We start from the raw sequence: 25412 nt of genomic DNA, 5'->3' as shown, positions 1-25412 counted from the left end.
AGCCAGATCCTCCTGGGAGCAAAATGGTTACGAGCGGCACCGGACACGACCGGTGCCCGTCTTAAGTGGCGGGACCCTGACGGCATCCCGATCGTCGTATGACGACGCCGAAAGAATTTGGAAGCGAGGGAAAAGTTTCAAGCGACCTCTCAGGCCCGATCTGGAGCCCGCCGCTACCGGTGCGCTATCAAGACGCGCATTCAGTCCGGGCCGATCTGTGCCCACAACGCCGGCTTTGGGCGAGCGACTAGTGCTTGTCGAGGACGTCACGCACGCGAGCAGCACATCCACGTTGTCCTCGACCACCAGAACGACTTCACCGTCGCTGCCGCCGGGCGCTTGCGCCTCCGCAGTCTCTTCCGGCACATCGGCGCCATGGAAGCGGGGAAAATACATTTTGACGGCCGTTCCTTCGCCGACCTCACTGTAGATCGTAACGTGTCCGCCGGATTGCTTTACGAAGCCGTAGACCATGCTGAGACCCAGCCCCGTGCCGCGACCGACTTCCTTGGTGGTGTAGAAAGGCTCGAAGACGCGGCTCAGATCCTCTTTAGCGATGCCCGAACCGGAGTCGCTGACGCTGATCAAGACGTACTGTCCGGGGACAACTTCAGCTGTGTTTTCGACGTATCGTTCGTCGAGATACGTGTTCGCGGTTTCGATCGTGAGCTTGCCGCCGTCCGGCATGGCGTCGCGTGCGTTGACGGCGAGGTTCAGGATAGCGCTCTCGAGCTGATTGCTATCGGCTTCGATAGGCCAGAGGCGCGGAGCCAGCACTCCCTCAAGTTCAATTTCTTCGCCCAGCGTGCGATGCAGGAGTTCCGCCATGTCGCCGACGAGGACGTTGAGATCGAGAGGCTTTGGCGCCAGCGGCTGTCGGCGGGAGAACTGGAGCAGACGCCCTGTCAGACCAGCAGCCCGCTGCGCGCCCTGTAAGGCCATGTCGGCCGCACGTTTGATGCGCGCGTGATCTTCGGGCTTGGCCCGGCGAATGGTGTCGAGGCCGCCGACGATGATGGTGAGAAGGTTGTTGAAGTCGTGGGCCACGCCGCCCGTCAGCTGCCCGACGGCTTCCATCTTCTGGGCCTGACGCAGGGCCTCCTCTATCTTCATGCGCTCCGCCACCTCTGCGACGACGCGGCGCTCCAGATCGGCATTGAGCGCCTTCAACTTGTCTTGAAGCTGCTTTCGGATCTCCGCCATGCGGATGTTCGAATTGACGCGGGCCAGGAGCTCTCGGGCCGCAAAAGGCTTCGCGAGATAGTCGTCGGCTCCCGCCTCGAGCCCTTCGACCTGGGCCTCGCCGCCCGCACGCGCCGACAACAGTAGGACCGGCAGGTCGGTGAGCAGAGCGTCCGCGCGAAGGCGGGAAAGCAGGCCGAACCCGTCGAGCTTCGGCATCATGACGTCGCTTAGGACCAAGTCCGGACGCGACCTCTCGATTGCGGCGTAGGCATCCTCGCCGTCCGCAGCAGGCGTCACGGCATAGCCTTCAGCTTCGAGAAGCCGCCGCAGGTAGTTCCTCATGTCGGTGTTGTCGTCGGCCAGGACGATCTTCTTGCCATGGCCGCTTCCGCCGCCGTCCACGCGCCGCGCGTCCTCGCGGGAAAGGTCCGCGGAAGGTAGCAGGCCTTCTCCGTCCCCCGACAGCAAACGCGCCATTTCGTCGGCATACTCATAGGCTCTCGTCGCGTTCGGGGATGCGCTTACGGGGGCGTCGTCGTCCACCAGCTCGGATGGCAGATGGGCCTTGCCGAAAGGAAGCGAGACAGCAAAGGTCGTGCCGCGACCGGGTTCGCTGCTCACCGCGATAGAGCCGCCGTGAAGCTTGACGAGATCCCGCACAAGAGCGAGTCCGATCCCGCTTCCCTCAAAGCTTCGGCCTTGCGCGCCTTCGACGCGATGAAAGCGTTCGAACAGCCGCGGAAGTTCGTCGGCGGGGATTCCGATGCCGCTGTCTTGGACCTCGATGCAGGCCGCGCGACCGTCGCTACCCGGCCTCACGGTCACTGAGACGAATCCACCGAGCGTGAACTTGAAAGCGTTGGAAAGAAGATTGAGGAGGACCTTCTCCCACATCTCCCTGTCGATGTAGACGGGTTGCGGTAGGGGCGGGCATTCGAGCTTGAGGACGAGGCCGGCCTTTTCCATCGCGGAACGAAAGCTCGAGGCGATGTCGAGACTGAACGTTGCGAGGTCGGTTGGCTGATATCTGGCGGAGGCCCGTCCGGCCTCGATGCGCGAGAAATCCAGCAGGCTGTTCACCAGGCGCAACAATCGTCTGCTGTTGCGGTGGGCTAGATTGAGTTGGACACGCGCCGTTTGCGGTATGGCGGCATCTGCAAGGGCCTCTTCGAGAGGTCCGAGCATCAGCGTGAGGGGCGTGCGGAATTCGTGGCTGACGTTGGAGAAAAATGCGGTCTTGGCGCGGTCGATTTCAGCCAACGCCTCTGCGCGCTTCCGCTCTTGCTCGAAGGCACGCACGTTGATCAACGCCGTGGCGATGTGACTGGCCGCCCGCTCGATGAAGGCGCGGTAGTCCGCGTCGAGATCGCGCCGCGGACTCACCCCCGCGACGAGAAAACCGGAAACGCTGCGATCGTGAAGCGGTGCCATGATGGGTACTATCAAGGCCCGGTCCGTCGGCTCCGGCCATGGTCCGCCGGGAAGAGGGTGATCGAACTTCGACGCAAGTCCTTCGACGACTTCGCTTCGGCCTTCCTGGACGGAGGCCGTGGGCCACGCCGACTTGGTCTCTCGGACGTCGATCCGTTCCGGGCTGGCCGCGCCGTCAGCGGAGAGTCCGGCGCGACCAACCAACGTCGCGAAGTCGCTTGCCGTATCAAGCTTGTAGAGGAGAGCAAAAGGAACGTCGGCCGATTTCACCGCGAACATCTCCACGGCGACCGCGAATACCTCCTCTTCGGAGCGGGCGGTCGACATGCGCTCGGCGAGCTCGCGCAGCGTGCGCTCGCGGCGTTCGCCGATCACCCGGAAAGTCGTCTCGACGACGGCGTTGAAGATGCCGTCTACCCCTCCGTCTTCGCCCCGCACCGGACTGAATGTGAAATTGAAGTAGCACTCTTCGGTGTAGCCGTAGCGGCGCATCGGCAACAGTTGGTCTTCTTGCCAGACGCCCTCACCGGTCTGCTGCACCTTTTCATAGAGCGGACCGATCTCGGTCCAGATTTCGGGCCAGACTTCACGGCCGGGCTTTCCGAGCGCCCAAGGATGCTTGTCGCCCGGGATCGGGCTCCACGCGTCGTTGTAGAGGAGTGCGAGCTCCTGTCCCCAGTAGAGCGCTATGGGAAAGCTTGTCCCAAGACAGATGCTGACGGCCGACCGAAGGCTCTGCGGCCAGGTCGCAGGATCTCCAAACAGCGTCTGCGACCAGTCATGGGCTCGCATCAGTTCGCCCATACGCCCGCCTCCCGCCAGGAAGTCGGGGGTGCTTCTTACCGTCGAAGATGCCATTTCGTCAGTTCGCCCCTAGCTTAGCGTCAGTTCCATTATGCTAATCCCTGCCGATTTGTTCCCGCGCGAGGCGCAGCGCCTCTCTGAGCTTCTCTCTCTCGGCTTCTGAAGGCCCCCGCCTAGTCCCGCGATCAGTTCTTAGAGGGCGATCTCCGCGATGGGTTGCAAGCCGGCCTTAACGGCACGCGCTCTCGTCGGCGGAAACGATCTCTCGGTCTCAAATCGGGTGCTGCGCGTGGTTCAGGCGCGCGGGCCTTGGCGGCTGGCCATAACCCTTGGGGTCAGCTTCTCCTGATCTCCCCCTTGCCGGACGGAAGGAGCAACCATCGCGGAATCCCCGGGGATTCCGCGAATCTTCGCGGAACGGAAGGCGTACGCGGCTGCGGTGCGGCTGCGAACGGGCGCGGACCGGCAGCCCCGAACCGCCGCGCTCCGCGACCACGCACCTCGGCGAGAAGGGGCCGGGCGCGCCGTCGGCATCGGTGTCGGAACGTTAGAGGGTCCTCAGGACGATGGGCGGGTGGCCGCGGCACGCCGCCCCGGGAGCGGAGCGGCGGCGGCATCGCCGGCGGTCACCTCCATGCCTGCGGCTGGCCTCGCATCGCCTGCGGCGGGCCTGGCGGGCCGGAGCATAACGACCGTGGCCGGGATCGGCGCGCCCGCCGAGGGGCCATGACGTGGAGCCGGACCTGGAGCCGGACCCGCATCCGGCACCGCGGCCGCGCGCCTGCGCGCGGTCCGTGCCTTGTCGTTGGCGCGTCTTTTGGCCCTCCTGGCAGGAGTGCGCCTCCTGCGCGCGGACTGGCTCCAAATGACGACCTGCCGCCCGAATACTGGCAGGAGCTTCTGAACGATCCTTGCGCCGACAGCACAAGTCCGGGGCCCAGCGCATCCGGCCGCTCGCTGCGCCTGGACCAAATCCCCAAGCATCTGCTGAGGGTGAGCTGCCGCCGCTGCGGCCGTACCATCGAGATTCAGAAGGTCGACGCCGTCCGGTTGTACGGTCCGGACGCGAGGTGGCGCGACGTCGGCCAGCGCCTGCTGGACAACACGTGCACGCAGCGGACCGGCCGTCACGAAGAAGACGGCTGCTGGCCGTCGTACGCCGTCTAGCCTGCGGGCGGCCCATGGCACCAAAGCACCATCCGACACCGCTCTCCGGAGGCGACCGAAAGGCGCTCGGCAAGGAGCTCGGTCGCGCGCGAGCCATGACGACGATTCTCTCCGCGCAGGCCGCCGAGGCGCGAGCGAAGGGCGAGGAACTGATCCGGACGGCCGACAAGTTGCTTTGCGAATCCTGGAACGAGCGGATGTGGGCCGACGGCAAACCGATCGACCCGTCGCCGACGATCGACCAGGCGATCAACGGCGGCTACGCGTGGCTTGAGATCGAATGTTCGCGCTGCCGGACCAAGCGCGACGTTGACCTAGCCGCGCTGCGCCATCCGCCGACCACGTTCGTTCATGACCTGGCCAGCCGCCTTCGCTGCACTAAGTGCGCCAAGGCTGGTCGCCGGCCCGCAGCCTCGCTGTTACAGTTGGCGCAGCGCCCTCGCCAGGCCGCTACGGAGACCTGACGATGTGCAACCTCTACTCGATTACGACCAACCAGGCTGCGATCAGCGCGCTGTTCCGGGTCGTCAACCGGTACGTCGGCAACCTCGCGCCGATGCCCGGCGTCTTCCCCGACTACAAGGCGCCGATCGTCCGCAGCGGCGCGGAGGGGCGTGAACTCGCGACCGCGCGCTGGGGCATGCCGTCGTCGTCGAAGGCACTGATGGACGCGACCAAGAAGCGCGCCGAGAAGCTGCAAGCCAAGGGCAAGACGGTCGACTTCAAGGAATTGCTCCGGATGGAGCCGGATTCCGGAACCACCAACATCCGCAACGTGAAAAGCAAGCACTGGACGCGATGGCTCGGCGTCGAAAACCGTTGCGTGGTGCCGTTCAACAGCTTCAGCGAGTTCAACAAGGCCGAGGGCGGTGACATCTGGTTCGCGCTCGACGAGAGCCGTCCCCTCGCGTGCTTCGCCGGCATCTGGGCCAACTGGACGTCGGTCCGGAAGATCAAGGAGGGCGAGACCAACAACGACCTTTACGCGTTCCTGACGACGGAGGCGAACACGGAAGTCTTCGCCATCCACCCGAAGGCGATGCCCGTGATCCTGACCACGCCGGAAGAGGTCGAGATCTGGATGACCGCTCCAGCGGAGGAAGCCCTGAAGCTGCAGCGACCGCTCCCGGACGGCACACTGAGAATCGTGGCGCGTGGGGCGAAAGAGGATCAAGCTGCTACATGAGACTCGCTGAGACCCGTCCCTACGCCAATCCAGAAAGCCGCGGTCCGCAAACTGGTGGAGTTAGCGACCGGTGTCGCGCCGGTTCAGGACGGGCGAATTCATATCGAGAAGATCAACGCGCCATTCCTGTTCACGCTCAAGGCAAAAGCAGCGAGGTCGGTGCCGGCCTCGAGTTCGCTCTCGACCGCGGCTGGCTCGAGCTGCACGAAAGCGATACCTATGTGTGGATACTGGCGCAAGGCATCGACCTGTTTCCGCGTCAGTAAAGCAACAGCACCGATAGCCACGCCGCCAGCGACGCACAGAGACCGATCCCCAGATAAGGCAATGCAAGGCGCATCGGCTTCCCTCCGAGACGCGAAAATATTGCGAGCATCGCATACCTGCGAGCGGCCGACCACGAATCTACGGTTGCGTCGAACCACTTGGAACCACCGGCCTCGCAGGCCAATTGTTAACCTGCCAAGCATCGCCGCCGATGCTGGCGGAGCGGCCCCGGTCTACTTGCCCCAAAGCCCCCCAACCGGGGCCGTCTCTCCGACCTCCACAAGCGGCATGTGAGAACTGCTATGCCAAAGTATTTTTTCCACGTTCATCATGGCACGCGACATTGGCCTTCGACGCTCTTGTTCCGTGCCAGGAACAACGATTCTCATTTCGACGAAATAATCCTGAAACAAACCGCTGCTCTCATAGGCTGGTCCGGGCGTGGGGTTTGTATCCGAAGTAGTTTTCATTCCCGGGGCTGGCTTTGAGCGCACCTAATTTTTTTCTCGTCAATCAGACTTTGCAAAGGGCCCCCTAGCGGGGCCTTTTTTCTTATTGGCACTCAGAACGAGGAGCGGGCCCGCGACCGAAAGAACGAACTCATCGATCGGGCGGAGGGCGCCCCACGGTCGGTGTCGACCGGCGCTACCCGCGTGGAAGTCGCACGCCCGACATCGCCGCCCAGCCGACGACCTCCTTCAGCGTGCGCCGGCCGACGCCAGAGATCGCAAACAGGTCGCGCTGCGTCAGTGACCGGAGATTTTCGGAGGTCGCGGGGCGACCTGCCAACGCAGCGCGCACGGCGTTCTGCGCGCGAGCGCTCAATCGGGTCAGTGCCACTTCGTCCTTCCTCGCACCCATCGCGGATCCCGCCGCGGACTCCGGCCCTCGCTCGCGCCGGCTTAGACGGGCCGACACGTTCAGTTCTCGAGCACGGTCTGGACCGCTCGATCGAGGGCGTCCAGTTGAAACGGTTTTCGGAGCATGGGTCGATCCTTGAAGTCCTCCGGCAAGCCGTCCTCCCCGTAGCCGCTGGCGAAGATGAACGGCAACGCTCTTTTCACCAGGACCTCGGCGACAGGCGTGCTCTTGGAGCCTCCCAAATTTATGTCGAGGATCGCGATATCGAACGCCGCATCGGACGCGACCCTCACGGCATCCTCGAGGCTTCCGGCCTCGGCGACGACGACGTGGCCGAGCTCCTCGATCATGTCCACGAGCATCATGCGGATCAGGGCTTCGTCCTCGACGACGAGGAAAGATATTCGGGGTTGGCTCACTTGAATCCTTCGAGAACGATGCGCGCCCATAAGAGAGCCCTGGCATCATGCCGACTTCGAGGAGGGCTTTTCATTCTCGAAGAAGGTCGGGTGAAGCGGCGGGACTCGTTAGAAGCCAGATGGCAAACGACCCCGACCGATGGGTCGAGGTCGCCGACCTGTGGGGGCAGGTTTCGCTCCCGACTAGTGGGGGCAATGCCGGGAGCGAAGACTCGACGTGCTGGCGCGCCTATCGTTCCTCACCTAGCGTGCGGGACACGGCCGGCCAAGCCGGATCAATCGATCTCTTCGATGACGCGGCGTTCCTGCGGCTCGACGATGTAGGTGTGGCTGTCGCGGTTGATGTACCGATACTCGCGGAGGGTCGGCGCATCGCGATAGACCTCCTCGGGGAAGGACTCGACTTCCACGCCCTCGGGCACGCGCTCTCCTCTGCGGATCTCGGTCCGCACCGCACTACCCGTCGTCTGACGCTCGCGCTCCACAGGGCGGGCCTTGGCGTGCTTCCGGATCACTTCGCGATCGCGATCGCTGAACGTCACCTTGCGCTGTTCGGTCCGCGCCGGCGCGGAGGCGGTCGAGCGCCCGGAATACGGGAGGACCGCGACGATCTGGTAGCTCGAAGGTTCGACGATGACGATCTCGTCCTTCACCAGTACGAAGTTGTAGCCTCGATACTGGGGCACGACCTCGACCACCTCGGCCGGCAACGGCTGGAGCCGCACGTCGCGCGGCACCGCGACCCCGACGGAAAGCGAGAAGTTCACGCGATCGACCGGCCGCACATCGAGATGCGAGATCGACTGGCTAATGCGCGTGCGCTGCTGATCGTTGATGTTGACCGAAGCGTTTACGTTGGTGCTCGACGAGCGATCGGCCGCGTTCTGCTGGTTGTTCGGCTGCTGGGCGGTGTTCGTGGTCCCGGTGCCCGTGGGCGATTGCCCCTGGTTGCTGGTTGACGCCGGGTTCGTGGTCTGCGCGTTGCCGTTCGAAGGCGTGTTGGTCTGCGCCTGGCTGGAGGGTGGGTTCGCCTGGTTCGCGGGCTGGCCGGTCTGCGCCTGGCTACCGGAAGAGGGCGTTTGTGCAGTGTTCGCGCCGGAGGCGGAGTTGGCCCCCTGACCGGATGCGTTCTGGCTGGAAGCCGGTGCCTGGGTCTGAGCGGAGCTCGACGACGGGTTGGCCGGCTGAGCGCTGCCTGAAGAGGTCGTCGACTGGGTCGACGTCGTGCTCGATGGCGGCGGGGTCGTGTTGGAATCCTGCTGACGCTGCGTCGGCGGATTCGTGCTCGAGGTGGTGGGGGACGATTGCGCGAACGCGGAAGTGGCGATCGCAACCGCGGCCGTAGTGGCCAGCAATAGACGCATGTTCATGGGATACTCCCTCATTGTTAGGCCCAGACAACCTTGGTTGCCGCCTTGAGTTCCAACTCGGGATATTCCGGCAATCGGCACGACGATTAGAGCCAAAATGCTGCGCGGGCGAAGAGGATGTGGTCAGAATTCGGATTTTTGACGCGAATCCACAATCGGGAAAAACCGGAACTTTCCGACGCGATTTCGGTTGGCGATTACTACTGCGAAGTAGCTTAAAATCATTGGAGGAATGGACATGAAAAAACTGATCGTCTGCGGCGCCCTCGCCGCCTTCGCCCTCGGCTCCCAGGCGGCCAGCGCCGCCGAGTTCTACGTGGTTCGCGATGCCACCACCAAGAAGTGCACGGTCGTGGACACCAAGCCCACCTCGACGACCACCACCATCGTCGACAACGGCACCTACAAGACCAAGACCGAAGCCGAGAGCGGCATGAAGACCACGAAGGTCTGCACCGAGCAGTAAAGCCCCGAGGGCCCGAGCGGCCCACGGACACTCACTTGGACAACCGAAGGAGGACATCATGCCCGTATTGCTGTTGTGGGCCGTGCCTGCCGTCATCGTCGTCGGCGGCGCCGGCTATTGGTTGGTTCACATGCACTGAGCGAGCGATACGCTCGCTCGAACGGCCCGTCCGGCACCGGACGGGCCGTTTTGCTGTCTACGCCCCGGCCGAAGCCTCGCCGAGCTCGTCAGGAAGCCTTGGCGCGGGCTCGCGCCCGGGCGGCGCGGCGACGCTGAAGTCGATTGGTTCGACCGAGACGTACGGAGGGCGGAAGGCGGGGCCCGGTGCCCGCTGGCGGCTCTTCAAGTGCACTTGCCCCATGGAAAGGCTCCGCTTCGGAAGGCCTGGCTTCCATGAGGGCGAGGACGGCTCGTCCTTTCCCGGTAATGCGCCAGCCGCCGTCGAGTCGCTCGATCAAAGCTTGCGAGAAGATGTCCAGTTCGGGAACGCGCGCCGCCAGGCGCTTGGTGCGGTCGGCCCAGTCCCGGCCGCTGGTGGCGAGGATCGCCATATCGCGCTTGAGGTCGGCCATGGTCGCGAAGTCACCGGGATAGCTCACCAGGATCTTCAGCAYGGTCACCTGGAAGTTCACGTCCCGGCTCCTCGCCACGCGTCACATCGAGTTGGACGGCACCGCTTATTCGTCAAAGTCTAAGTCCTGTTCATCTCTCTCGGCAAACTCCCGGGCGAGGAGCCATCCTGACGTGAAAGCTCTTCTTCTGAGGCAACCATTGCCGCTTTTTCCCGTTGTTCGCTGGGTAGCTAGGAAAGGAGAACCTCGATGAAGAAGATTGCAATGGTGGCGGCCATGGTCGGCGCTCTGGGCGTCGGCTCGATCGCAACGACATCGCCCGCCGAAGCCCATTGGCGGGGCGGGTGGGGTCCGGGCATCGCAGGCGGACTGATCGCGGGTGCGGTGATCGGCGGCGTAGCCTCTTCGGCGTACGGCTGGGGCTCGGGCTACGGCTACTACGGCGGCCCGGGCTACTACAGCGCCGGGTATTACGGCGGGCCCTACGCCTACGACGATGGGTACGATGCGCCCTATCGCTGGGGAGGCTATGCCACCAGGACCTACTACTCGGCACCAGTTTCGTACGGCTACCGGTATCGTCGGGTCGTAAGGCCGGCATACGCCTACTACGGCGGCGGATATCCGGTGGTGCGGCACCGCTGGCATCATCATTGGTGAATCACGACGACGACAGGCCGCGCTCCAGACGGACGCGGCCCGTCCCTTTGCAGGCGCTGCAGGTCACCACCAGCTACCTGCAAAGAAGTCGCGCCGCTCCGACGCCAGCCGCCGGTCTGGCATGATCGTCGCCGGCTTGGGCGCGGGTTTTTTGCGCAGAGGGTTCTCGGCACGCTTGCGGACCGGCGCCTCGTTTTTCGTTGTGGCCGCGGCCGGTGCTGCCGCCGTTGCAAAAAGGACATCCCCAGAGGCGTGTTCTACCGCTTCGGGAATGAGATTTGCGCTTGCAAAGACGGGCGCAACAGTCGGTGTCCGCGTATCGAACACGATCTTTTCCGGAAGACTACGCGCCGAGTGGATCCGGATGATTGTCTTGTCCGGATCGGAAGCATGCCCGGTCTCGGGCGGCATCGGCAGGTACCGGTCGATCGCAAAAAGCAGGGCGACGAGCACACTGCCGACGAAAACGAAATATCTTATGATCGGCATGGACCCCCGCTCGCTTGTCGGCGGATGGCGGGCCCGTTTCAGGGCCCGCCGCGGCGAAACTATTCGACCTCTTGGACCACGGTCCGGGTCGACGGATCGACAAGCATGACGCGCTCGCCCGAGTAAACGTAACGGTACCTGGTCAGCGAGGGACCCCACTCGGCGGGAACCGCCTCGAGTTCGACTTCACGTGGGACCGGCGCGCCGACGACGATCTTCTCGCGGCTCTCGATCGGCCTGATCTTATGCTCCGTGACGTAGGAGCGGATCTTGGTGCGATACTCGGGCTCGATCTGCACCGCAGCGGTGTGTCCGGTGCCCGTGGTCGTGACGACGGTGGACTGTGCCATAGCGCCGGTCGAGAGCAGCGCAGCGGCGGCGGTAATCAGCAGCAATTTCTTCATCATGTTCTCCTTGCCGCTTGATGCGACGCAGCGAGAACCTTGACCCGTCACCGAAGTTCCTGAGCAAGATAGAATTTTGCCGCTTTTTCCCGACGAGCGACCGTTCGATGGTCAAGCCACCTGGGAGCTTGGGCCGTCCTGTACTATCGGTGTGCAGAGCGTCCTGACGATGCCGCCGGCAGCATCGAACCAGAATTTCGTGCTCACAACGGCACCGTCGTAATCGCGATAGTCGAGCCAAATGCAGTCCTGCTCCGGATAGACGTCGTCGAGCACGAATGAAGTCGACGTTGCGCCGCGCAGCTTGGCCGCCCAGTAGCGACGCAGACCAAGCCGCCCGACGAATCGTTCTCCAGTGCAGCAATCGAGCGTCGCCTGATCTGCATACAGCGCAAGCAAGTCCTCGAGACGGCGCTCGCGGCATGCGTCCAACCAATCGATCACGATTGCGATGGGATCGAAGTCAGTTCCCGACATGGTCCACCTTTCAGTTGTCCCCGGTGGCGGGGTCTGATTAGGCCGCGCGACTTGAATGGTCGATGAACCGACGGTTCTGCTCCCGTTTAGGTCCCTCGAACGTCTGCGTCGTGAGGGATCGGGAGGCTGCAGCGCACGATGGTGCGCTCGTCTTCGCGCGCCAACTGGAGATTGCCGTGGAGCGCACGCACGCGTTCGGACATGCCGGTCAGTCCGCGACCTAACTTGATATATGGCGTTCTGCGCCCATCATCCGCGATTTCAATCAGCACTTTATCGCCCTCGATTCTCGCCGCTACCTCCATCGTCGACGCGTCGGCATGGCGGAGCACGTTGGTGACCCCTTCCTGAACCACGCGATACACCGTCTGCGACAGTAGATCGTCGAGAGCGTCAAGGTGATCTTCGATCTGTGAGCGGATGCGGAGGCCGGGGGCCTGCTTTCCGACGTCGCGCAATAGGGCCTCCAGACTTTCGCGGAGCCCGAGTTCTGCCAGATAGAGCGGGCTCAATCCCTGCAGAATCCGCTTGTTGGCCTGCTGCAGGGCTTCTGCTGCGCCGACGATGCCTTGTACGGGCCTGCTGAGGCCTCCCGCCTCGTCAGAGATCGCGGCAGCGTTAGCGCGGATGGCAAACAGAAGCGGGCCCATCTCGTCGTGAAGTTCGCGCGCCAAGCGACGGCGTTCGTCGTCCTGCAGCGAGACGAGCCGTCGCAGCAGGTCACGGTTGTCCCGACTAAGGTCCTTTAAGGTCCCGGCAAGCCGATTCGCTTCCTGGCAGAATCTCCGGACTTCAGGAGGGCCGACGAGCGGGATAACCGTGTCGTAGTCCCCCTCGCGCAGCCGGACGAGGCCGGCACCCAGACGTTCCATCGGAACGATAGCCCTGCCGGCGATCAGGTGAGCGCCGAACGCGGCCAGGAGCATCGGCAACGAGCCCGTCGACAGGATGGCGACGAAGCCCATCCACTTTTCCCAGATGTCGGCGGAGAGGTCCGGAACAAAGGCGATGTCGCCGGCGCGTGCAGGGCCGACGTTGACTGGATAGCTCTTCGCCAGGTCGGGGATCGTGAGGTTGGAAACGAACCAAGCGGGCACGTTGCTTGCCTTCCCGCGCAACGGTGGCACCGGCTCACGTGTTCCAGCGGGAAGGTATCGGATCGCCTCGGCATTCCCGAGCCCCTTGCCGAATGCGGCCAGCGTCTGCTCCGGATTGCGCGAGGCTTCCAAAGCTCCATTGAGGGCTCTCGCTACGGCGCGCGCAGACCCGGACTCCTGTTCATTTTCGTACTCGAATTGATCGGGAGAGAAGACGAGAAGCGCAACCGCTCCGGACACCAGCGCGCTCAGGATCATCAGAGCGATCGGCAGCAACAACCTCTGCCGGAAGGAAAGACCATTCCACATCTTGTGCACTTCGTGCTCCTCAGTCCGACCGACGCTCGGTTATTTCGAAACCAATACAGCGCTCGCGACGTTCTCCACAACTGGAGGAGGCAACGACGTGCGAATGAGGACCAGATCGTCATGCGGGTACTGATCGTCGACGACCATCCGGTTGTCGTGACCGGCTGCCGGGCCTTGTTCACGTCGGACCCCTCCATCGAGATCCTGGAGGCATCCGACGCGAAGGCGGGCCACCGGGCGTACCTATACAACCATCCCGACGTCACGGTCGTGGACGTAAGGCTTCCCGACCTCACCGGCTTCGAGTTGACGCGGCGCATCCGCAGGGATGATCCGGCGGCCAAGATCGTCATCCTAAGCGTGAGCGACGATCCGGCGTTCGTGATGCGCGCGGTCGAAATGGGCATTCAGGGGTATGTCTCCAAGAGCGACGACCCGCGGCTCCTCGCGAAGGCGATCAGGAAGGTCGCAGCGGGCGAACGCTTCGTCTCGCCCAGATTGGCCGAAGCCACGACCTTCGCCGACGCGGCGGTCAAGGCCAGCCCCCTAACGCAGATGAGCGCGCGCGAACTCGAGATCCTGAGGCTCCTGGGTCGGGGCGACCGGATCGCCGAAGTGGCATCTGAACTCGGCGTCTCTTACAAGACGGTTGCCAACACGACCTCGACCCTCAAGACTAAGCTCGGCGCCAAAAATCATTCGGACCTCGTTCGGATCGCCGTGGAGATCGACCTGCATTGACGAAGCGGGTCAACCCGCTCTTTCGCGCAAGCGACGGAACGAGGCGGCAGCCCATGTTCGTATGGACAGAACGGCTCTCCAGAGCCTGGCAAACCAGGGAATGGTCAACAGCTTCGGTTTGACGATACCGAACAGACGCTCGACGACGACCAGGCTCAGCAGATAGCAGCACGCGATCATGGTCGTCCCCGCGACCCAGTGTCCCTTTCCAGCGACGGCGACCGCTACCAGTTTCAAGGGCTCGACCGTCGCCGTCGGCACCGCCAACAGAAACAAGGATTTGTAGGCGCCCAGATTTTCGATGCGTTGCTTAAGGCTCATGTGCCCTCCGGGCCCTCAACCGCGAAGCACATGGCCTCGTTCCGCGCGGGGAACCAATTGCCACTTTTATCCCGTTGGATGCAGCCAAACCCACATGGAGCATGACATGAACAAATCGTTCGCAATCGGCTCGCTGCTGGCGGCAACCGTGGCGACCACCGCCGTTCGCGGCGACGACCGTGCTGACCGCGGCACGGGCGGAAAGCTGGACCGTGACGAACTACTATAAACAGGCCGTCTACGACCCGAAGGAGAGCAAGATCGGCGACATCGACGACGTTCTCGTCGACAAGTCGGGCAAGATCGGCCTCGTCATCGGCGTCGGCGGCTTCCTGGGGGCAGGCGAAAAGGACGTGATCGTGCCGTTCACGGCGGTAAAGACCGCGAAGAGGTTGACCTTGGACGAAACCAAGGACGATCTGAAAGGCGCCCCGGGCTTCAAGTTGATCGAGCCAGCACCACCTGGGCTCCGGAAGGCAGATAAGGAAGATCCGGAGAGCGGAGCTTGTCGAGCTTCGCTCTCCGGGCCGCCCCGCCACCGTTCGACGAGCAGCATGCCGATCCGCACGCGCTGGAGCACGCTTTCGATTTGGCACGTCACGTCCACCGGCTGGCCTTCGTGGCGGACGGTGGCGGAAGTCCGCGAGGTCCTCGATTCGGTCGGCGACACGTGCCCGGAATGTCCGGACGGAAATTGCTGTAACAGCACCGATCGCGATACCAGGTTACGCATGGATCGGACGTTCATCCTGACAGCCGAGTTGGAGGCCGCCAGTTTCGCCTGGCTGGACGGGCTCCGTCGCGAACACTTTCCTCCGGAGCGGAACCTGCTGCCGGCTCCCCTGACGCTGTTTCACCGTCTGTCGTCGGCGCAGACAGGGCGCCTGGACGCCATCGAGCTTTCCGCCGCCCCCGTACCCCTGTTCGAGGAGCCCGTCCTGCTGGGCTTTGGTGTTGCCGTCCGGATCCGGTCTCCAGAGCTCGACCGGTTGAGGGCCGCAGCATGTGGCGGGATGGGCGGCGAATTCTCGCGGCAGGACAGCCAGGCCTGGCGGCCGCATGTCACGATTCAGAACAAGGCGACCGCAGACGCCGCGCGGCAGCTGCATCGAACGTTTGAACACGGCTTCGAGCCGCGTCCCGGTTCGCTCACGGGTCTGCTGGTCTGGGAATTACTCGGCGGCCCGTGGAAGCTGGTTCGGAGGCTACTCTTCGACCAGTGAACGATTCGTTCTCCCGTTAGCTCCGCGGTCGGTTGGCGACGCTCAACTGATCACGTTCAAGGAGCCGCAAGCTACTTACCCTCGTTGCTCGCGAGAAAGTCCGGCATCTCTGCGAGCCTTGCGGTCAGTTCCGAATTTCGAAATGGCTTCGTCAATCGGGCAAACGATGGGTCCATCCCGTCCTCCTCGGCGTAGCCGGATATGATCAGCAATGGAAGGCTTGGTCGGCGAGCGCGCAAAGCTTTGGCCAATTCAACACCCGTGATGCCGGGCATGAGATGATCGGTCACGACGAGATCCGGCCGAAGTCCGTCATCGATCAGTCGGAGGGCCTCTTCGCCGGAGGATGCTTCAACCACGTCGTAGCCAAGATCCATCAGCATATCCGCGGTACTCAAGCGGACCATCTCCTCGTCGTCGACCAACATCGCCGTCCCCAACCCTGCCCGACCGGCGGCTCCGCGGACAGACCCGGCTTGCTCGCCGGCCATGACGGAGCTGATGGGAAACCAGAGGTCCACGACCGTCCCCTCGCCCAATCGACTTGTGATCGTGAGCCCGCCATCCAGTTGCAGCGCAAGTCCGTGCACCATGGAAAGCCCGAGGCCCGTGCCTTTTCCGATGCCCTTCGTCGAAAAGAACGGTTCGATGGCGCGCGCAAGCGTCGCCTCGTCCATGCCGCTTCCGGTATCCTCGACGGAGAGCCGCACGTAGTGGCCCTGACGCAGCTTCGAGCGGTGACCTGGACGCACCGACTCGCGGGCCGCCGAAATGGTCAAGGTCCCGCCTTCGGGCATGGCGTCCCGCGCGTTGACGGCCAAGTTGAGCAGCGCCATCTCAAGTTGGTTCAGATCGGCAAGGGCGGGCGGAAGATCATCCGACAGCGCCAGCCGCAACGCGATGCGCGGGCCCGACGTACTGGCGATGAGGCCAGCCATGCCGTTCACAAGACGCCTCACGTCGATGGCCGTGGGCTGGAGAGGCTGTCGCCGCGCAAACGCCAGCAGCCGCTGAACCAAGGTCTTCGCCCGCTCCGCCGACTGCAGCGCTCCTTGGATCAGACGGCGCTCCCTGTCGCTACCCACCTCCCGCCGTACCAGCATATCGAGGCCGCCGATGATCGGGGTCAGCAGGTTGTTGAAATCGTGCGCCACTCCGCCAGTCAGTTGGCCCATGGCGTCGAGCTTCTGGCTTTGGCGCAGCACCTCCTGCGCCTCGGCAAGTTGGGCCTGTTGTTCCTTAGATGCCGACACGTCTCGGCCACTGCAGTAAATCTGATCGCCTTCGGGAACGGCGATCCACGAAATCCAGCAGTATCCCCCCGTCTTTGTCCTGCAGCGGTTCTCCATGCGAAGCACAGCATCGCCCCGCCTTAAAGTCTCCAGAGCGGAAGCCGTCGCCTCGCGATCGTCCGGGTGGACCAGCTCCAAGAAAGGGAGTTGCCCGATCTCTCCTTCACTCCACCCGAGCGTCCGGCTCCAGGCCGGATTCGTGCTTGTGAAAACGCCATGAAGGTCGGCTACGCCCAGCAGTTCCGGACTGAGCCGCCATGTTTGGCCGCGCACGTGCGAACGCTCGAGAACCTGAAGCTCGAGTTCGGCGTTCAACGAGCGAAGCTGCGTTTCGCTTGCCCGCAGCGCGGCTTCGGTGTTTCGAAGCTGATCGATAATGGCCTGCTGTTGTTGGGCCACCCTGTCATTGGCGGCCATCTCGCCCTGCAAGCGAACCAGATCGGTCACTTCCTCGACCCTGTGGATGACAAGCGCCACCTCCCCATCAGCACCGAAAACAGGAGTGTTGATTGGATTCCACCATCTCTCAACGAAAACGCCGGTGGCGTCACTCAAGGCGTAGCGCTGCAACGGCATCACGTCGGTCTTCTTGGTGGCAAGCACGCGTTCCAGCGATCGAGTGAGGTTGCGGACGCCGTCCGCTTCGGGTTGGTTGGGATCGTCCGGAAAGACGTCGAAAAGCTTCCGCCCCAGGTTTTGCTCGCGTGTCGTGTCCGTCGCCTTGAGCCTCGCTTCGTTCGCCGCCACGATGGTCCAGTCCGGCGGGGCGATCACCAGCAGGGGCGTAGGCGACGCGTCGAACACGGCCTGATAGTCGGGGGATGATACCGGCGCCGTTGTGTTTTCAGGAGCGCCGAGGCCGGTGGCAGGGCGTTTGTCAGTCAAGGTGTAGGACTCCACTCATGGTTTCCAGGCGCAAATGGCGGCAACCGCGAGTCCTGCTAAGGGTCGCCGCGGATGTGGGAAAAAGCCCGAAATCGAGGCTAGGTTCCCCGTAAGGGACGGTGCTGCCGCAATCCGTGAAGCGTGGCGATGTCGGCCAGGCCAGCTGTCATGCCTCGCTCGAAGTGAGTTGGCGCCGATCGTGGACCGGGCGTGGATGCCCGCGGGAGACGCCGCCGTCCGCCGAAAAGGTTCGGCTCCGAATTGCTGGAGCCGCCGGCCGTTAGCTGCGGTATTAGGAAATCAGCCGAAGCCGGTCAGCTTGCGCAGCGTCGCGACCATATCGGCGCCCCGATAGGGCTTAGGCAGGAACATGCCCCCGGCGGGCAGATCGCCGGGACCAACCTTCACGAAGCCGGAGGTGGCCAGGATCTTAATCGGCGGCCAACGGTCCCGAACGAAGCGGGCGAGCTTCAAGCCGTCCATCGAACCAGGCATCTGGATATCGGTAAAGACGACGTGGATATCGGAGCGGGCCTCGAGGACCGCAATGGCCTCGTCGGCGTTGCCCGCCTGGATGACTTCGAAGCCGGCCTCCGCAATGCTCTCGGCGGCGTCTTCCCGAATCAGGAATTCGTCCTCGACGATCAAGATCGCGGGACTTTGACGATGCGTCAAAACGGACCTCCGTTTCCGACAAGCGATCGAACAACGGGGCGTTCTGCACGCGTTGGCCGTCGTGGGTTTTGACGCCGTTTCGTCATGGCGCAAGCCGGGTCAATGGCATCCTGAAGACGAACCGCGTCTCTTCCGTCGTGGACGTCACGTCGATCCGCCCGCCGTGGGCCTGCGCGATCTGCGAGGCGATGTGCAGCCCTAGTCCAAGACCCTGTCGGCTATCGCGGACGTCGCCGCGAAAGAACGGTTCGAACAGCCGTTCCATCGCAGCCGCAGCAATGGGCTCGCCGGCATTGGCCACCCACAGCTTCAATTCCCCGTCTTCGGTGTCCGCTCCCACGCGAACGGGCCGATCACGCGCTCCATGGGTGAGCGCGTTGCCGACCAGATTGGACAGGAGCTGCCCCACGCGCGCGCGGTCGCAATCCACCGGCACCGTGATGGCGAAGCTCGTCTCGATGATGCGGTCCGGGGATGAAGTGCGCAGTTCGTCGACGACCTGCTCGAGGATCGGCTCCAACGGCTGTGTCGCGTCGCGATTCAGCACGATACCGCTGCCGAGACGTCCACGCGCGAAATCCAGCACGTCGTCGATCAAGTCTGACATGCGAGTGACGGTGGTGTTGATCATGTCGAGAACGCGGAGGTGCTTGTGCTCCTGCAGCGCGCCCGAGCGCTGCAGGATCCGTGCACCGGCGCTGATAGCCGCGAGCGGGTTGCGCAGGTCATGTCCCAGCACGGCGATGAACTGCTCGCGCAGTTCGGCGGTCTCGCGCTCGGTGGCGAGACCCTTCTGCAGCTGCGACCTCGATTCCACCAATTCGCGTTCGTACCGCCTGCGATCGGTGGCCTTGATGACCACGACCGCGGTAAACAACAACCCACCATCGGCATCGCGGCGTTCGACGGCGTTCGCGATCACCGGTAGCCGATCGCCGGCCACGGTCTCGAAATCCAGAGCGAATTCGTTGAAGAACCGCTGCATCCGCAGCAGCGGCGCGATGTGCGTTTCGTAGTAGATCCGACCCGCCATGTTGAGGAATTGGTGGAGCCGCCGCCCGATGAAAACGCCGGCTCCAAGACCCGTCCACGTCGTCAGGGTCGAATTGACTTTCGAGACGCGCCCGTCAGGCCCCATCGTGAGATAGCCGCACGGGGCGTTTTCGAACAGATCCTTGTACTCGTCGGTGGGGCGGAATTCAGACATAGGCCCTGATGGCCGAGACGACCTCCGCCGGCGCGCTCAGGTTCGGACAGTGTCCCGTGGCTCTGAGAAAGACGATCTCGCTTCCCGGGATCTGGCTTCTGACGAATTCGCCTACCGCTTCCGACGCGATGATGTCCTCGCTGCACTGGAGAATGAGGGTCGGGATCGTAACCTTCGAGAGGTCCTTCCTGTTATCGGAGGTGAAGGTCACGCGCGCGAATGCCTTTGCGATTTCCGGGTCGGTGCGGCAGAAGCTGTTCGTCAATTCATCGCCGAGTTCTGGACGGTCGGCGTTGCCCATGATCGAAGGCGCCATGGCGGCGGACCAGCCCATGTGATTGTCTTCCAGGAACTCGAGCAGCTCCGCTATCTGCTTTTCGGTGAAGCCACCGACGTATTCGCCATCGTCGATGTATCTGGGGGACGGGCCCACCAAGACCATCCGCCCGAAAAGCTCCGGAGCCTTCAAACTGGCCAGAAGCCCGATCATGGCGCTGACCGAATGACCGACGAAAACCGCGTGTTTCAGACCCAGATCCCGTCCGATCTCGACCAGGTCGTCGGCGTAGCCGTGCAAGCTCGAATACTTGGTCTTATCGTAGGCCGATAGGTCGGAACCTCCGGCGCCGACCTGGTCGAAAAGCACGACATTGAAGTCTTGTTCGAACTCGGGCGCCACGAAGCGCCACATATTCTGGTCGCAGCCGAAACCATGGGCGAAGACCATCGGCCGATCACCTTGACCGGTGACGTGCACGTTGTTTCTTTTCCGAATATCCATGGATCTCCCCGACGAGCCGAACTTTCACAATCATCGGGGCTGTTGCCGGGTGACCGTCAGACCCTCTGGGCTGGGGATCAGATAGCCAACGACCGCGATGAGAAACCGTTCCGCCGCCGCGAACCTGAATCCACCGGTATAGGTTCCGTCGCCGCTTTTCTCCCGTTAGTATTTCGGCCTCCTGCCGGCGTCTGCGGAAGCGCAAACGTTGGTGAGCATCGGCCGCGACCTTGCCTGGCCCGCGGCAGTGGCCGCCTTGAAACCGGCGGCTCGATGCAAGGTTGTTCTGCATGGCCGAGTCTTTCGGAAATTCGTTTACCATCGTGGAAGTGTCGCCGGACGATCCCTTGACGGGCGGTGCGTCGCCCAACTGTGGCTCGCCTTGGCAAAACCTTCCCAAGCCTTGACCCTGGTGCTGGCTGCCGTGCCGGAGGGATGGACAGCCGAGTTGGCCGCACAAGAATTGACGGACGAGCAGTGGCAAACGTTCCGCCGGCTCAACCTTAGAGCCGGTGACGTCTACCGCCTCACGGGCGCGACGACTTAAGGAAGTTCCGTTGCCGCAAGACCGGGTAGTTGGCTAGAGTGGGTGGACACTCAAACATCAAGGCGACCCCCGCGTGAACGCTTCGAGCAACGAAGATCGACATCAGCGTTTGGCCGATTTCATTCGGCAGAACCAGCCCGCCATCATCGAAGAATGGATCGCGTTCGCGAAGACGCGCACGCCGGCGAGCGACGGAATGTCGAAGCTCGCCCTCAAGGACCATATCGTCGATATTCTGGGGTTCGTCGCCGCGGATCTGGAATCTCCGCAGACATCCTCCGAGCAAGTAGATAAATCGCACGGCATCGAGAGCGGCGATGGAGCGCTACGCAACAGCGCCGCCGAAATCCACGCGGCTTTGCGTCTGGCCGACGGCTTCGACATCGATCAGATGGTCGCGGAATATCGCGCCTTGCGAGCCAGCGTCGTCAAACAGTGGGTGGCGTACAACAAGACCCTCGCCAGCACCGATCTGGAGGACCTGACCCGGTTCAACGAAGCGATCGATCAGGCCGTCACGGAGTCGGTGGCGCACTATACGAAGACCATCACCAACTCCAGGAACCTGTTTCTGGGGATTCTCGGCCATGATCTTCGGAACCCGATCGGCGCCGCCTCCATGGCCGCGCAGTGGATGGAGAGAACGAAGACGTCCTCCGATCCTCACCACGTGAAAATGGTCTCGGAACTAGTCCGGACGACGGACCGGGCTGCCCGCATTCTCGACGATCTTTTCGATCTGACCCGTTCGTCTTTCGGAACTGAAATCCCCATCAAGAAAACGCCGGCTGATCTGGCGGCGCTGTGTCGGTCACTCGCCGAAGAAATGCGAACGATACACGAAGCACAACCTCTCACGGTCACGCACGACGGCGATCCGACCGGCATGTTCGATGCGGCGCGAATGGGGCAGGTCATTTCGAACCTGATGGGCAACGCGATCCAGTACAGCGACGGGTCCGGTCCGGTGACGGTGACCATTTCCGGCGACGATCCCGACGCGCTGCGCGTGAGCGTCCACAATTTCGGGGATCCGATCCCCGCGAAAAGCCAGAAGACCATTTTTCAGAGTTGGATGCGCGGCAACGTCCAGGACATGGACGAACACTCGCATCTCGGATTGGGCCTATACATCGCGAAGCTGATCGTGGAGGCCCACGGCGGGGACATCACCGTCGACTCCAAGGAAGGAAGCGGCACGACGTTCAAGATCGATCTGCCCCGCGCGTAGCGAGTTGCGAGCGACTTCATCACAAGGCAGGCCGGAAAGCATAGGCTGACCACATGTCCGACCAGCACAGGCACTGCAAATGCGGAGCGGTCTATCGCAGGACCGAGGGGGATGGCCGCAGTCCGGGAGGTGAACAGCTTCGAGTGTTCGGTGTGCGGCGACACCATGGAGACCTGGAATTCCGCGTGGGTGCCGACCTATCGCCTTGTAGCCGGTCCCGTTCGCCCGTCGAGCCGCTGATAGCAAGGCACCGAGGATGCGGCGGTGCAGCCGATTTCGGTGCCTGCAATCGTCGATTTTTTTAGGCGGCGGCTCGCTCGACGGATCGCATTCGCATCGGCTTGCCACCCGGAGGATTGCGAGGACCACCGTCCAGCGCGCAAAGCGCCTCCAGGATCTCGTCGATCGTCACCGGCGCCTTCAGCCCTTCCGGCGCCCGCAGCGAAGGGCAGGACGCGATGGCGGATGCGTCAGAGGCCCAAGACGCCAGGATGGCGCGCTTCTCGGATAGGCTGAGGGCGGGATGCGAGACCACGTCTCGCGGATGTTCGAATACCGTACCGGGATGCAGGACGGCGTCGAGATCGATGATGTTGTCGTCGAAAGCGGTCGTCGGCCGCATGGCTTGCTCCATTCGAAGACGAGTTGAGGGAAGCCGCGCGGAGTTTCCGCGCGGCCGGCGATCCAATCCTTGGCAGCTGTGTCCGGTCAGGCCGCCCTGGATTCGATCTGCGTGACGTTGCTGGGGGTTGCCCCGCCGATGGCGATGCGGCGCGGCTTCTTGGCCTCGGGAATCTCCCGCTGCAGGTCGATGACGAGCAGGCCGTTCTCGAAGCTGGCGCCCTTGACCTCGACGTGGTCGGCTAGGGTGAATTGGCGCTTGAAGTTGCGGGCCGAGATGCCCCGATGCAGGAAGGTCCGCTCTTCCTTGTCGCTTTTGCGGCTCTCCAGCGTCAGCACGTTCTGCTCGACGGTCAGATCGACCTCTTCCGGCCTGAAGCCGGCGAGCGCGACGGAAATCTGGAAGCGGTTCTGGTCGAGGCGTTCGATGTTGTAGGGGGGATAGCTTTCCTCGCCCACGCGCTGGGCGGCTTCCGCGAGGTCGAAAAGGCGGTCGAAGCCGATGGCCGACCGGAACAGGGGCGAAAAATCTACAGTGCGCATAGCCAGATCCTCCAAGGAGCAAAATGGTTGGGCGGCACCGGACACGACCGGTGCCCGTCTCAAGTTGCGGGACCCTGACGGCATCCCGATCGCCGCATGGCGACGCCGGAAAAATTACGAATCTCGCAAATAGTTTCAAGGGGCCAACGCAAAAATTTCGACCGAGGATTCGAGACGGTTAACCGGATGTTGCCGGCCTATTCCCGGGCGCGGTGCAGGGCGTCCCTGAGCTTCTCCCGCTCGCCTTCCCATCGCGCCTCCTCGGCCTCGATGCGCTTCTCGACGTCGCGCCGCTCCGCTTCCAGATTTTCCGACCGTTCGTCGTGCTCACGCTGCGCCGCGTCCAGCGCCGCCTGCGTTTTCGCGATCGCCTTCTCGCGCTTGGCCCGCTCCTTCTCCCGAACCGCCTCTTCCCTGCGGCGCTCGGCATCGCGCCGCTGCTGCTCCCGCTCGAACTGCGCGGCCGCCTTGCGCGAATCCTCGACGCTGGTCTTGGGAGCCGCTCGTCGCTTCGGCTCCGGCCGGCGGCTCTTTTTCGGCTTGGCTCCTTCTTCCAGGTCCGGCAGGTCGGCATGTTCGGCGAACGGTCCACTCGATCCGGCCGGCCGCTTCAGCACCACGCCCGGTTTCGCCATGGTGGCGGCGACGACGTCCGGTTCGTCGGTCTCCTTCGCGTGTCCCTGATGGAAAAGGTTGCTGCCGGCGCCCCACGCTTCCAGCGCGAACTTCATCGATGGCGCCGCGATCGCGAGATCGTAGAACCCGAGCGAGGTCTGGTAGGTCTTCAGCTTTCGCGGCATGGGCGTCTATTTTGCGAGGAGCGAACCCGCGAAGCAGGCCAGCAGCGTTGCCGGCCCGGGGCGGACTTTGGTGCATCCGGCCTGCCGCAGCGATGCTTCGGTAAACCCGCCGCAGAGCACGCCGATCGTCCGGATGCCGGCCTTGCCCGCCGCCTCGGCATCGTAGGGGGTGTCGCCGATCGCAACGGCGTCTCCGCCTCCGATTTCGAGCTTGCCCAGAGCGACCTCGAAGATGTCGGGGGCCGGCTTGGATTCCTTCACGTCGTCCGAACTGGTCGTGACGTCGACCAAGTCTGCGATGCCRGCGATATCGAGGTACTTCGCGAGCTCATCCTTCTTGGCGGAGGACGCGACGGCGATGCGGAGCCCTGCATCGCGTACGCGCCTCAGCAGGTTGGGGACCGCGGAGAAGGGACGCACCAGCGGCAGGTATTCGCTCTTGAAGCGCTTGCCGCGCCATTCCTCCATCTCGCTGCCGTGGTCGCGCTGAGCGTCGGCCGTGAGGAAGTGCGGAATCAGCTTGTCGCCGCCTTTGCCGATCTGGCTCCTCGCCTGCTCGAAGCTGACGTCGTGACCGAACTCCACCATGGCTTCGTGCCAGGCGAGAGCGTGGAGATCGACCGAGTCTAGAAGAGTCCCGTCGACGTCGAAGATGGCGGCTTTTGGCATTCAGGATCCTCCGGGGCGGGACCGCCCTGTCTTCGCATACCAGTCGACGTAGATCGTGTTCTTTGCCATGTGGCGGTTGACGTCGGGAGAACCATCGTCCCACCAGACCGGGCCTCGCTCGCCGAGCGCTCTCTTGGCATCGTCCACGGCGCGATGGGCCGCCGCTTCGGCCTCCGCATCCCCGTCCGCCTTCGCATCCCGCACCGCGCGCCTGGCCGCCATCAGCCGCTTCGTCAGCTTCGATCGCTCCGCCTCTTCAAGGCCCGGGTTGGCCAACCGCCAAAGCCGGCCGCGGACGACGAAGTACCGTCCGTCCGGGGTCACCGGGTACTTCACGCCGACTTCCGCCGCGCCCCCGCTGCCGGTTTCTTCGCGGCGGCTTCTTTCGCCGGCTTCTTGCCGGCGATGGGCATCAGCATCTCCTTCTGGCCGGCCGCCGCCTTCTTGGCTTTCTTGGCTGGCTTCTTAGGAGCCTTAGTCTCGGCCGCGGCGCCGCCGACGCTCTTGCGCAGTGCGTCCATCAAATCGACGACGTTCTCGCCTTTGGGCCGATCCTTCGGCACGATCGGCTTGCCGGCCCGCTTCTGGTTGATGAGATCGACCAGGGCGGTTTCGTACTGGTCCTCGAACTTGTCCRGCTCGAAGTTGCCGGCTTTCTGTTCGACGATGTGCCTGGCGAGATCGAGCATGTCCTTGGTGACCTTGACGTCGT

Annotated in this window: 30 protein-coding genes and 1 pseudogene; 11 read left to right on the top strand and 20 right to left on the bottom strand. The window is 63.4% G+C overall.

Going from position 1 to position 25412, the window contains the following annotated elements:
* Window positions 1–27: 27 nt before the first annotated feature.
* Window positions 28–3420 (bottom strand): ATP-binding protein, encoded by a 3393-nt coding sequence (locus AB4Z51_RS34660; protein WP_441498911.1) that lies wholly within the window; start codon window positions 3418–3420, stop codon window positions 28–30.
* An 855-nt stretch (window positions 3421–4275) separates the two neighbouring features.
* Between AB4Z51_RS34660 and AB4Z51_RS34655 the strand changes: the two genes are divergently transcribed.
* Genes AB4Z51_RS34655 through AB4Z51_RS34640 form a run of 4 tightly spaced genes read left to right on the top strand, consistent with a single transcriptional unit; the run spans window position 4276 to window position 6039 of the window.
* Complete coding sequence (locus AB4Z51_RS34655; protein WP_441498922.1) at window positions 4276–4587, top strand: hypothetical protein; 312 nt, start codon at window positions 4276–4278, stop codon at window positions 4585–4587.
* Window positions 4588–4601: 14 nt separating this feature from the next.
* On the top strand, window positions 4602–5051 hold the full coding sequence (locus AB4Z51_RS34650) for a hypothetical protein (RefSeq protein ID WP_441498910.1): 450 nt from the start codon (window positions 4602–4604) through the stop codon (window positions 5049–5051).
* Window positions 5052–5053: 2 nt separating this feature from the next.
* Entirely contained in the window at window positions 5054–5773 is a 720-nt protein-coding gene (locus AB4Z51_RS34645; protein ID WP_441498909.1) for an SOS response-associated peptidase, read from the top strand.
* Complete coding sequence (locus AB4Z51_RS34640) at window positions 5770–6039, top strand: hypothetical protein (protein WP_441498908.1); 270 nt, start codon at window positions 5770–5772, stop codon at window positions 6037–6039. The genes AB4Z51_RS34645 and AB4Z51_RS34640 overlap by 4 nt, the downstream gene beginning before the upstream one ends.
* A 646-nt stretch (window positions 6040–6685) precedes the next feature.
* On the opposite strand, the gene AB4Z51_RS34635 is transcribed toward AB4Z51_RS34640, so the two are convergent.
* The 3 genes from AB4Z51_RS34635 to AB4Z51_RS34625 all read right to left on the bottom strand — a co-directional run bounded on the left by AB4Z51_RS34635 (window position 6686) and on the right by AB4Z51_RS34625 (window position 8690).
* Complete coding sequence (locus AB4Z51_RS34635; RefSeq protein WP_441498907.1) at window positions 6686–6901, bottom strand: hypothetical protein; 216 nt, start codon at window positions 6899–6901, stop codon at window positions 6686–6688.
* A gap of 59 nt (window positions 6902–6960) precedes the next feature.
* Window positions 6961–7320 (bottom strand): response regulator, encoded by a 360-nt coding sequence (locus tag AB4Z51_RS34630; RefSeq protein WP_441498906.1) that lies wholly within the window; start codon window positions 7318–7320, stop codon window positions 6961–6963.
* Window positions 7321–7595: 275 nt separating this feature from the next.
* Complete coding sequence (locus tag AB4Z51_RS34625) at window positions 7596–8690, bottom strand: DUF1236 domain-containing protein (RefSeq protein ID WP_441498905.1); 1095 nt, start codon at window positions 8688–8690, stop codon at window positions 7596–7598.
* A gap of 238 nt (window positions 8691–8928) precedes the next feature.
* On the opposite strand from AB4Z51_RS34625, the gene AB4Z51_RS34620 reads away from it, so the two are divergent.
* Window positions 8929–9156, top strand: coding sequence for a hypothetical protein (locus AB4Z51_RS34620; RefSeq protein ID WP_441498904.1), 228 nt, complete (start codon window positions 8929–8931; stop codon window positions 9154–9156).
* A gap of 227 nt (window positions 9157–9383) precedes the next feature.
* On the opposite strand, the gene AB4Z51_RS34615 is transcribed toward AB4Z51_RS34620, so the two are convergent.
* Window positions 9384–9788: a hypothetical protein gene (locus AB4Z51_RS34615; RefSeq protein WP_441498903.1), complete on the bottom strand. Its 405-nt coding sequence runs from the start codon at window positions 9786–9788 to the stop codon at window positions 9384–9386.
* 189 nt (window positions 9789–9977) lie between these two features.
* On the opposite strand from AB4Z51_RS34615, the gene AB4Z51_RS34610 reads away from it, so the two are divergent.
* A complete protein-coding gene (locus AB4Z51_RS34610; RefSeq protein WP_441498902.1) occupies window positions 9978–10388 on the top strand; it encodes a hypothetical protein in 411 nt (136 codons plus the stop codon).
* 63 nt (window positions 10389–10451) lie between these two features.
* Here the strand turns inward: AB4Z51_RS34610 and AB4Z51_RS34605 are convergent, their stop codons facing one another.
* The 4 genes from AB4Z51_RS34605 to AB4Z51_RS34590 form a co-directional block, all read right to left on the bottom strand.
* On the bottom strand, window positions 10452–10877 hold the full coding sequence (locus AB4Z51_RS34605) for a hypothetical protein (protein WP_441498901.1): 426 nt from the start codon (window positions 10875–10877) through the stop codon (window positions 10452–10454).
* Between the two features lie 59 nt (window positions 10878–10936).
* Window positions 10937–11281, bottom strand: a complete 345-nt coding sequence (locus tag AB4Z51_RS34600; RefSeq protein WP_441498900.1) for a DUF1236 domain-containing protein — start codon at window positions 11279–11281, stop codon at window positions 10937–10939.
* Window positions 11282–11392: 111 nt separating this feature from the next.
* Window positions 11393–11758: a nuclear transport factor 2 family protein gene (locus AB4Z51_RS34595; RefSeq protein WP_441498899.1), complete on the bottom strand. Its 366-nt coding sequence runs from the start codon at window positions 11756–11758 to the stop codon at window positions 11393–11395.
* 86 nt (window positions 11759–11844) lie between these two features.
* Window positions 11845–13164 carry a histidine kinase gene (locus AB4Z51_RS34590; protein ID WP_441498921.1) on the bottom strand — a complete coding sequence of 440 codons (1320 nt, stop codon included), beginning with the start codon at window positions 13162–13164 and terminating at the stop codon, window positions 11845–11847.
* Between the two features lie 120 nt (window positions 13165–13284).
* On the opposite strand from AB4Z51_RS34590, the gene AB4Z51_RS34585 reads away from it, so the two are divergent.
* On the top strand, window positions 13285–13905 hold the full coding sequence (locus AB4Z51_RS34585; protein WP_441498898.1) for a response regulator transcription factor: 621 nt from the start codon (window positions 13285–13287) through the stop codon (window positions 13903–13905).
* Between the two features lie 9 nt (window positions 13906–13914).
* Here the strand turns inward: AB4Z51_RS34585 and AB4Z51_RS34580 are convergent, their stop codons facing one another.
* Window positions 13915–14226, bottom strand: coding sequence for a hypothetical protein (locus AB4Z51_RS34580; protein WP_441498897.1), 312 nt, complete (start codon window positions 14224–14226; stop codon window positions 13915–13917).
* Between the two features lie 106 nt (window positions 14227–14332).
* Here AB4Z51_RS34580 and AB4Z51_RS34575 point away from each other — a divergent pair, with 106 nt between their 5' ends.
* Window positions 14333–14455, top strand: a complete 123-nt coding sequence (locus AB4Z51_RS34575; RefSeq protein WP_441498896.1) for a hypothetical protein — start codon at window positions 14333–14335, stop codon at window positions 14453–14455.
* Window positions 14439–15449: a 2'-5' RNA ligase family protein gene (locus AB4Z51_RS34570; protein ID WP_441498895.1), complete on the top strand. Its 1011-nt coding sequence runs from the start codon at window positions 14439–14441 to the stop codon at window positions 15447–15449. The genes AB4Z51_RS34575 and AB4Z51_RS34570 overlap by 17 nt, the downstream gene beginning before the upstream one ends.
* 71 nt (window positions 15450–15520) lie before the next feature.
* Here AB4Z51_RS34570 and AB4Z51_RS34565 read toward each other — a convergent pair whose 3' ends face one another.
* From AB4Z51_RS34565 to AB4Z51_RS34550, 4 genes are all read right to left on the bottom strand, one after another.
* A complete protein-coding gene (locus tag AB4Z51_RS34565) occupies window positions 15521–17641 on the bottom strand; it encodes an ATP-binding protein (RefSeq protein ID WP_441498894.1) in 2121 nt (706 codons plus the stop codon).
* A gap of 285 nt (window positions 17642–17926) precedes the next feature.
* The gene (locus tag AB4Z51_RS34560) at window positions 17927–18274 is read right to left on the bottom strand and encodes a response regulator (protein ID WP_441498893.1); all 348 of its coding nucleotides are present in this window, start codon (window positions 18272–18274) and stop codon (window positions 17927–17929) included.
* Between the two features lie 109 nt (window positions 18275–18383).
* Window positions 18384–19508, bottom strand: coding sequence for an ATP-binding protein (locus AB4Z51_RS34555; RefSeq protein ID WP_441498892.1), 1125 nt, complete (start codon window positions 19506–19508; stop codon window positions 18384–18386).
* Complete coding sequence (locus AB4Z51_RS34550; protein WP_441498891.1) at window positions 19501–20289, bottom strand: alpha/beta fold hydrolase; 789 nt, start codon at window positions 20287–20289, stop codon at window positions 19501–19503. The genes AB4Z51_RS34555 and AB4Z51_RS34550 overlap by 8 nt, the downstream gene beginning before the upstream one ends.
* Window positions 20290–20909: 620 nt before the next feature.
* Between AB4Z51_RS34550 and AB4Z51_RS34545 the strand changes: the two genes are divergently transcribed.
* The gene (locus AB4Z51_RS34545) at window positions 20910–22067 is read left to right on the top strand and encodes an ATP-binding protein (protein ID WP_441498890.1); all 1158 of its coding nucleotides are present in this window, start codon (window positions 20910–20912) and stop codon (window positions 22065–22067) included.
* 111 nt (window positions 22068–22178) lie between these two features.
* Window positions 22179–22307 (top strand): hypothetical protein, encoded by a 129-nt coding sequence (locus tag AB4Z51_RS34540; protein WP_441498889.1) that lies wholly within the window; start codon window positions 22179–22181, stop codon window positions 22305–22307.
* 61 nt (window positions 22308–22368) lie between these two features.
* On the opposite strand, the gene AB4Z51_RS34535 is transcribed toward AB4Z51_RS34540, so the two are convergent.
* The 6 genes and pseudogenes from AB4Z51_RS34535 to AB4Z51_RS34510 all read right to left on the bottom strand — a co-directional run.
* Entirely contained in the window at window positions 22369–22689 is a 321-nt protein-coding gene (locus AB4Z51_RS34535) for a hypothetical protein (RefSeq protein WP_441498888.1), read from the bottom strand.
* 86 nt (window positions 22690–22775) lie between these two features.
* On the bottom strand, window positions 22776–23231 hold the full coding sequence (locus AB4Z51_RS34530) for an Hsp20 family protein (protein WP_441498920.1): 456 nt from the start codon (window positions 23229–23231) through the stop codon (window positions 22776–22778).
* A gap of 197 nt (window positions 23232–23428) precedes the next feature.
* Complete coding sequence (locus tag AB4Z51_RS34525; protein ID WP_441498887.1) at window positions 23429–24031, bottom strand: cell envelope biogenesis protein TolA; 603 nt, start codon at window positions 24029–24031, stop codon at window positions 23429–23431.
* 6 nt (window positions 24032–24037) lie between these two features.
* Window positions 24038–24700, bottom strand: coding sequence for an HAD family hydrolase (locus AB4Z51_RS34520; RefSeq protein WP_441498886.1), 663 nt, complete (start codon window positions 24698–24700; stop codon window positions 24038–24040).
* Window positions 24701–25036, bottom strand: a complete 336-nt coding sequence (locus AB4Z51_RS34515) for a hypothetical protein (RefSeq protein WP_441498885.1) — start codon at window positions 25034–25036, stop codon at window positions 24701–24703.
* Window positions 25033–25412: pseudogene (locus tag AB4Z51_RS34510) on the bottom strand (Ku protein); the annotation flags it as partial. The pseudogene AB4Z51_RS34510 and the gene AB4Z51_RS34515, both read right to left, overlap by 4 nt.

Source organism: Bradyrhizobium sp. 2TAF36 (assembly GCF_052114925.1).
Lineage (GTDB): Bacteria > Pseudomonadota > Alphaproteobacteria > Rhizobiales > Xanthobacteraceae > Bradyrhizobium > Bradyrhizobium barranii.
Note: the sequence above shows the minus strand (reverse complement) of the source record. Positions and strands in the feature narration are given on the sequence as shown.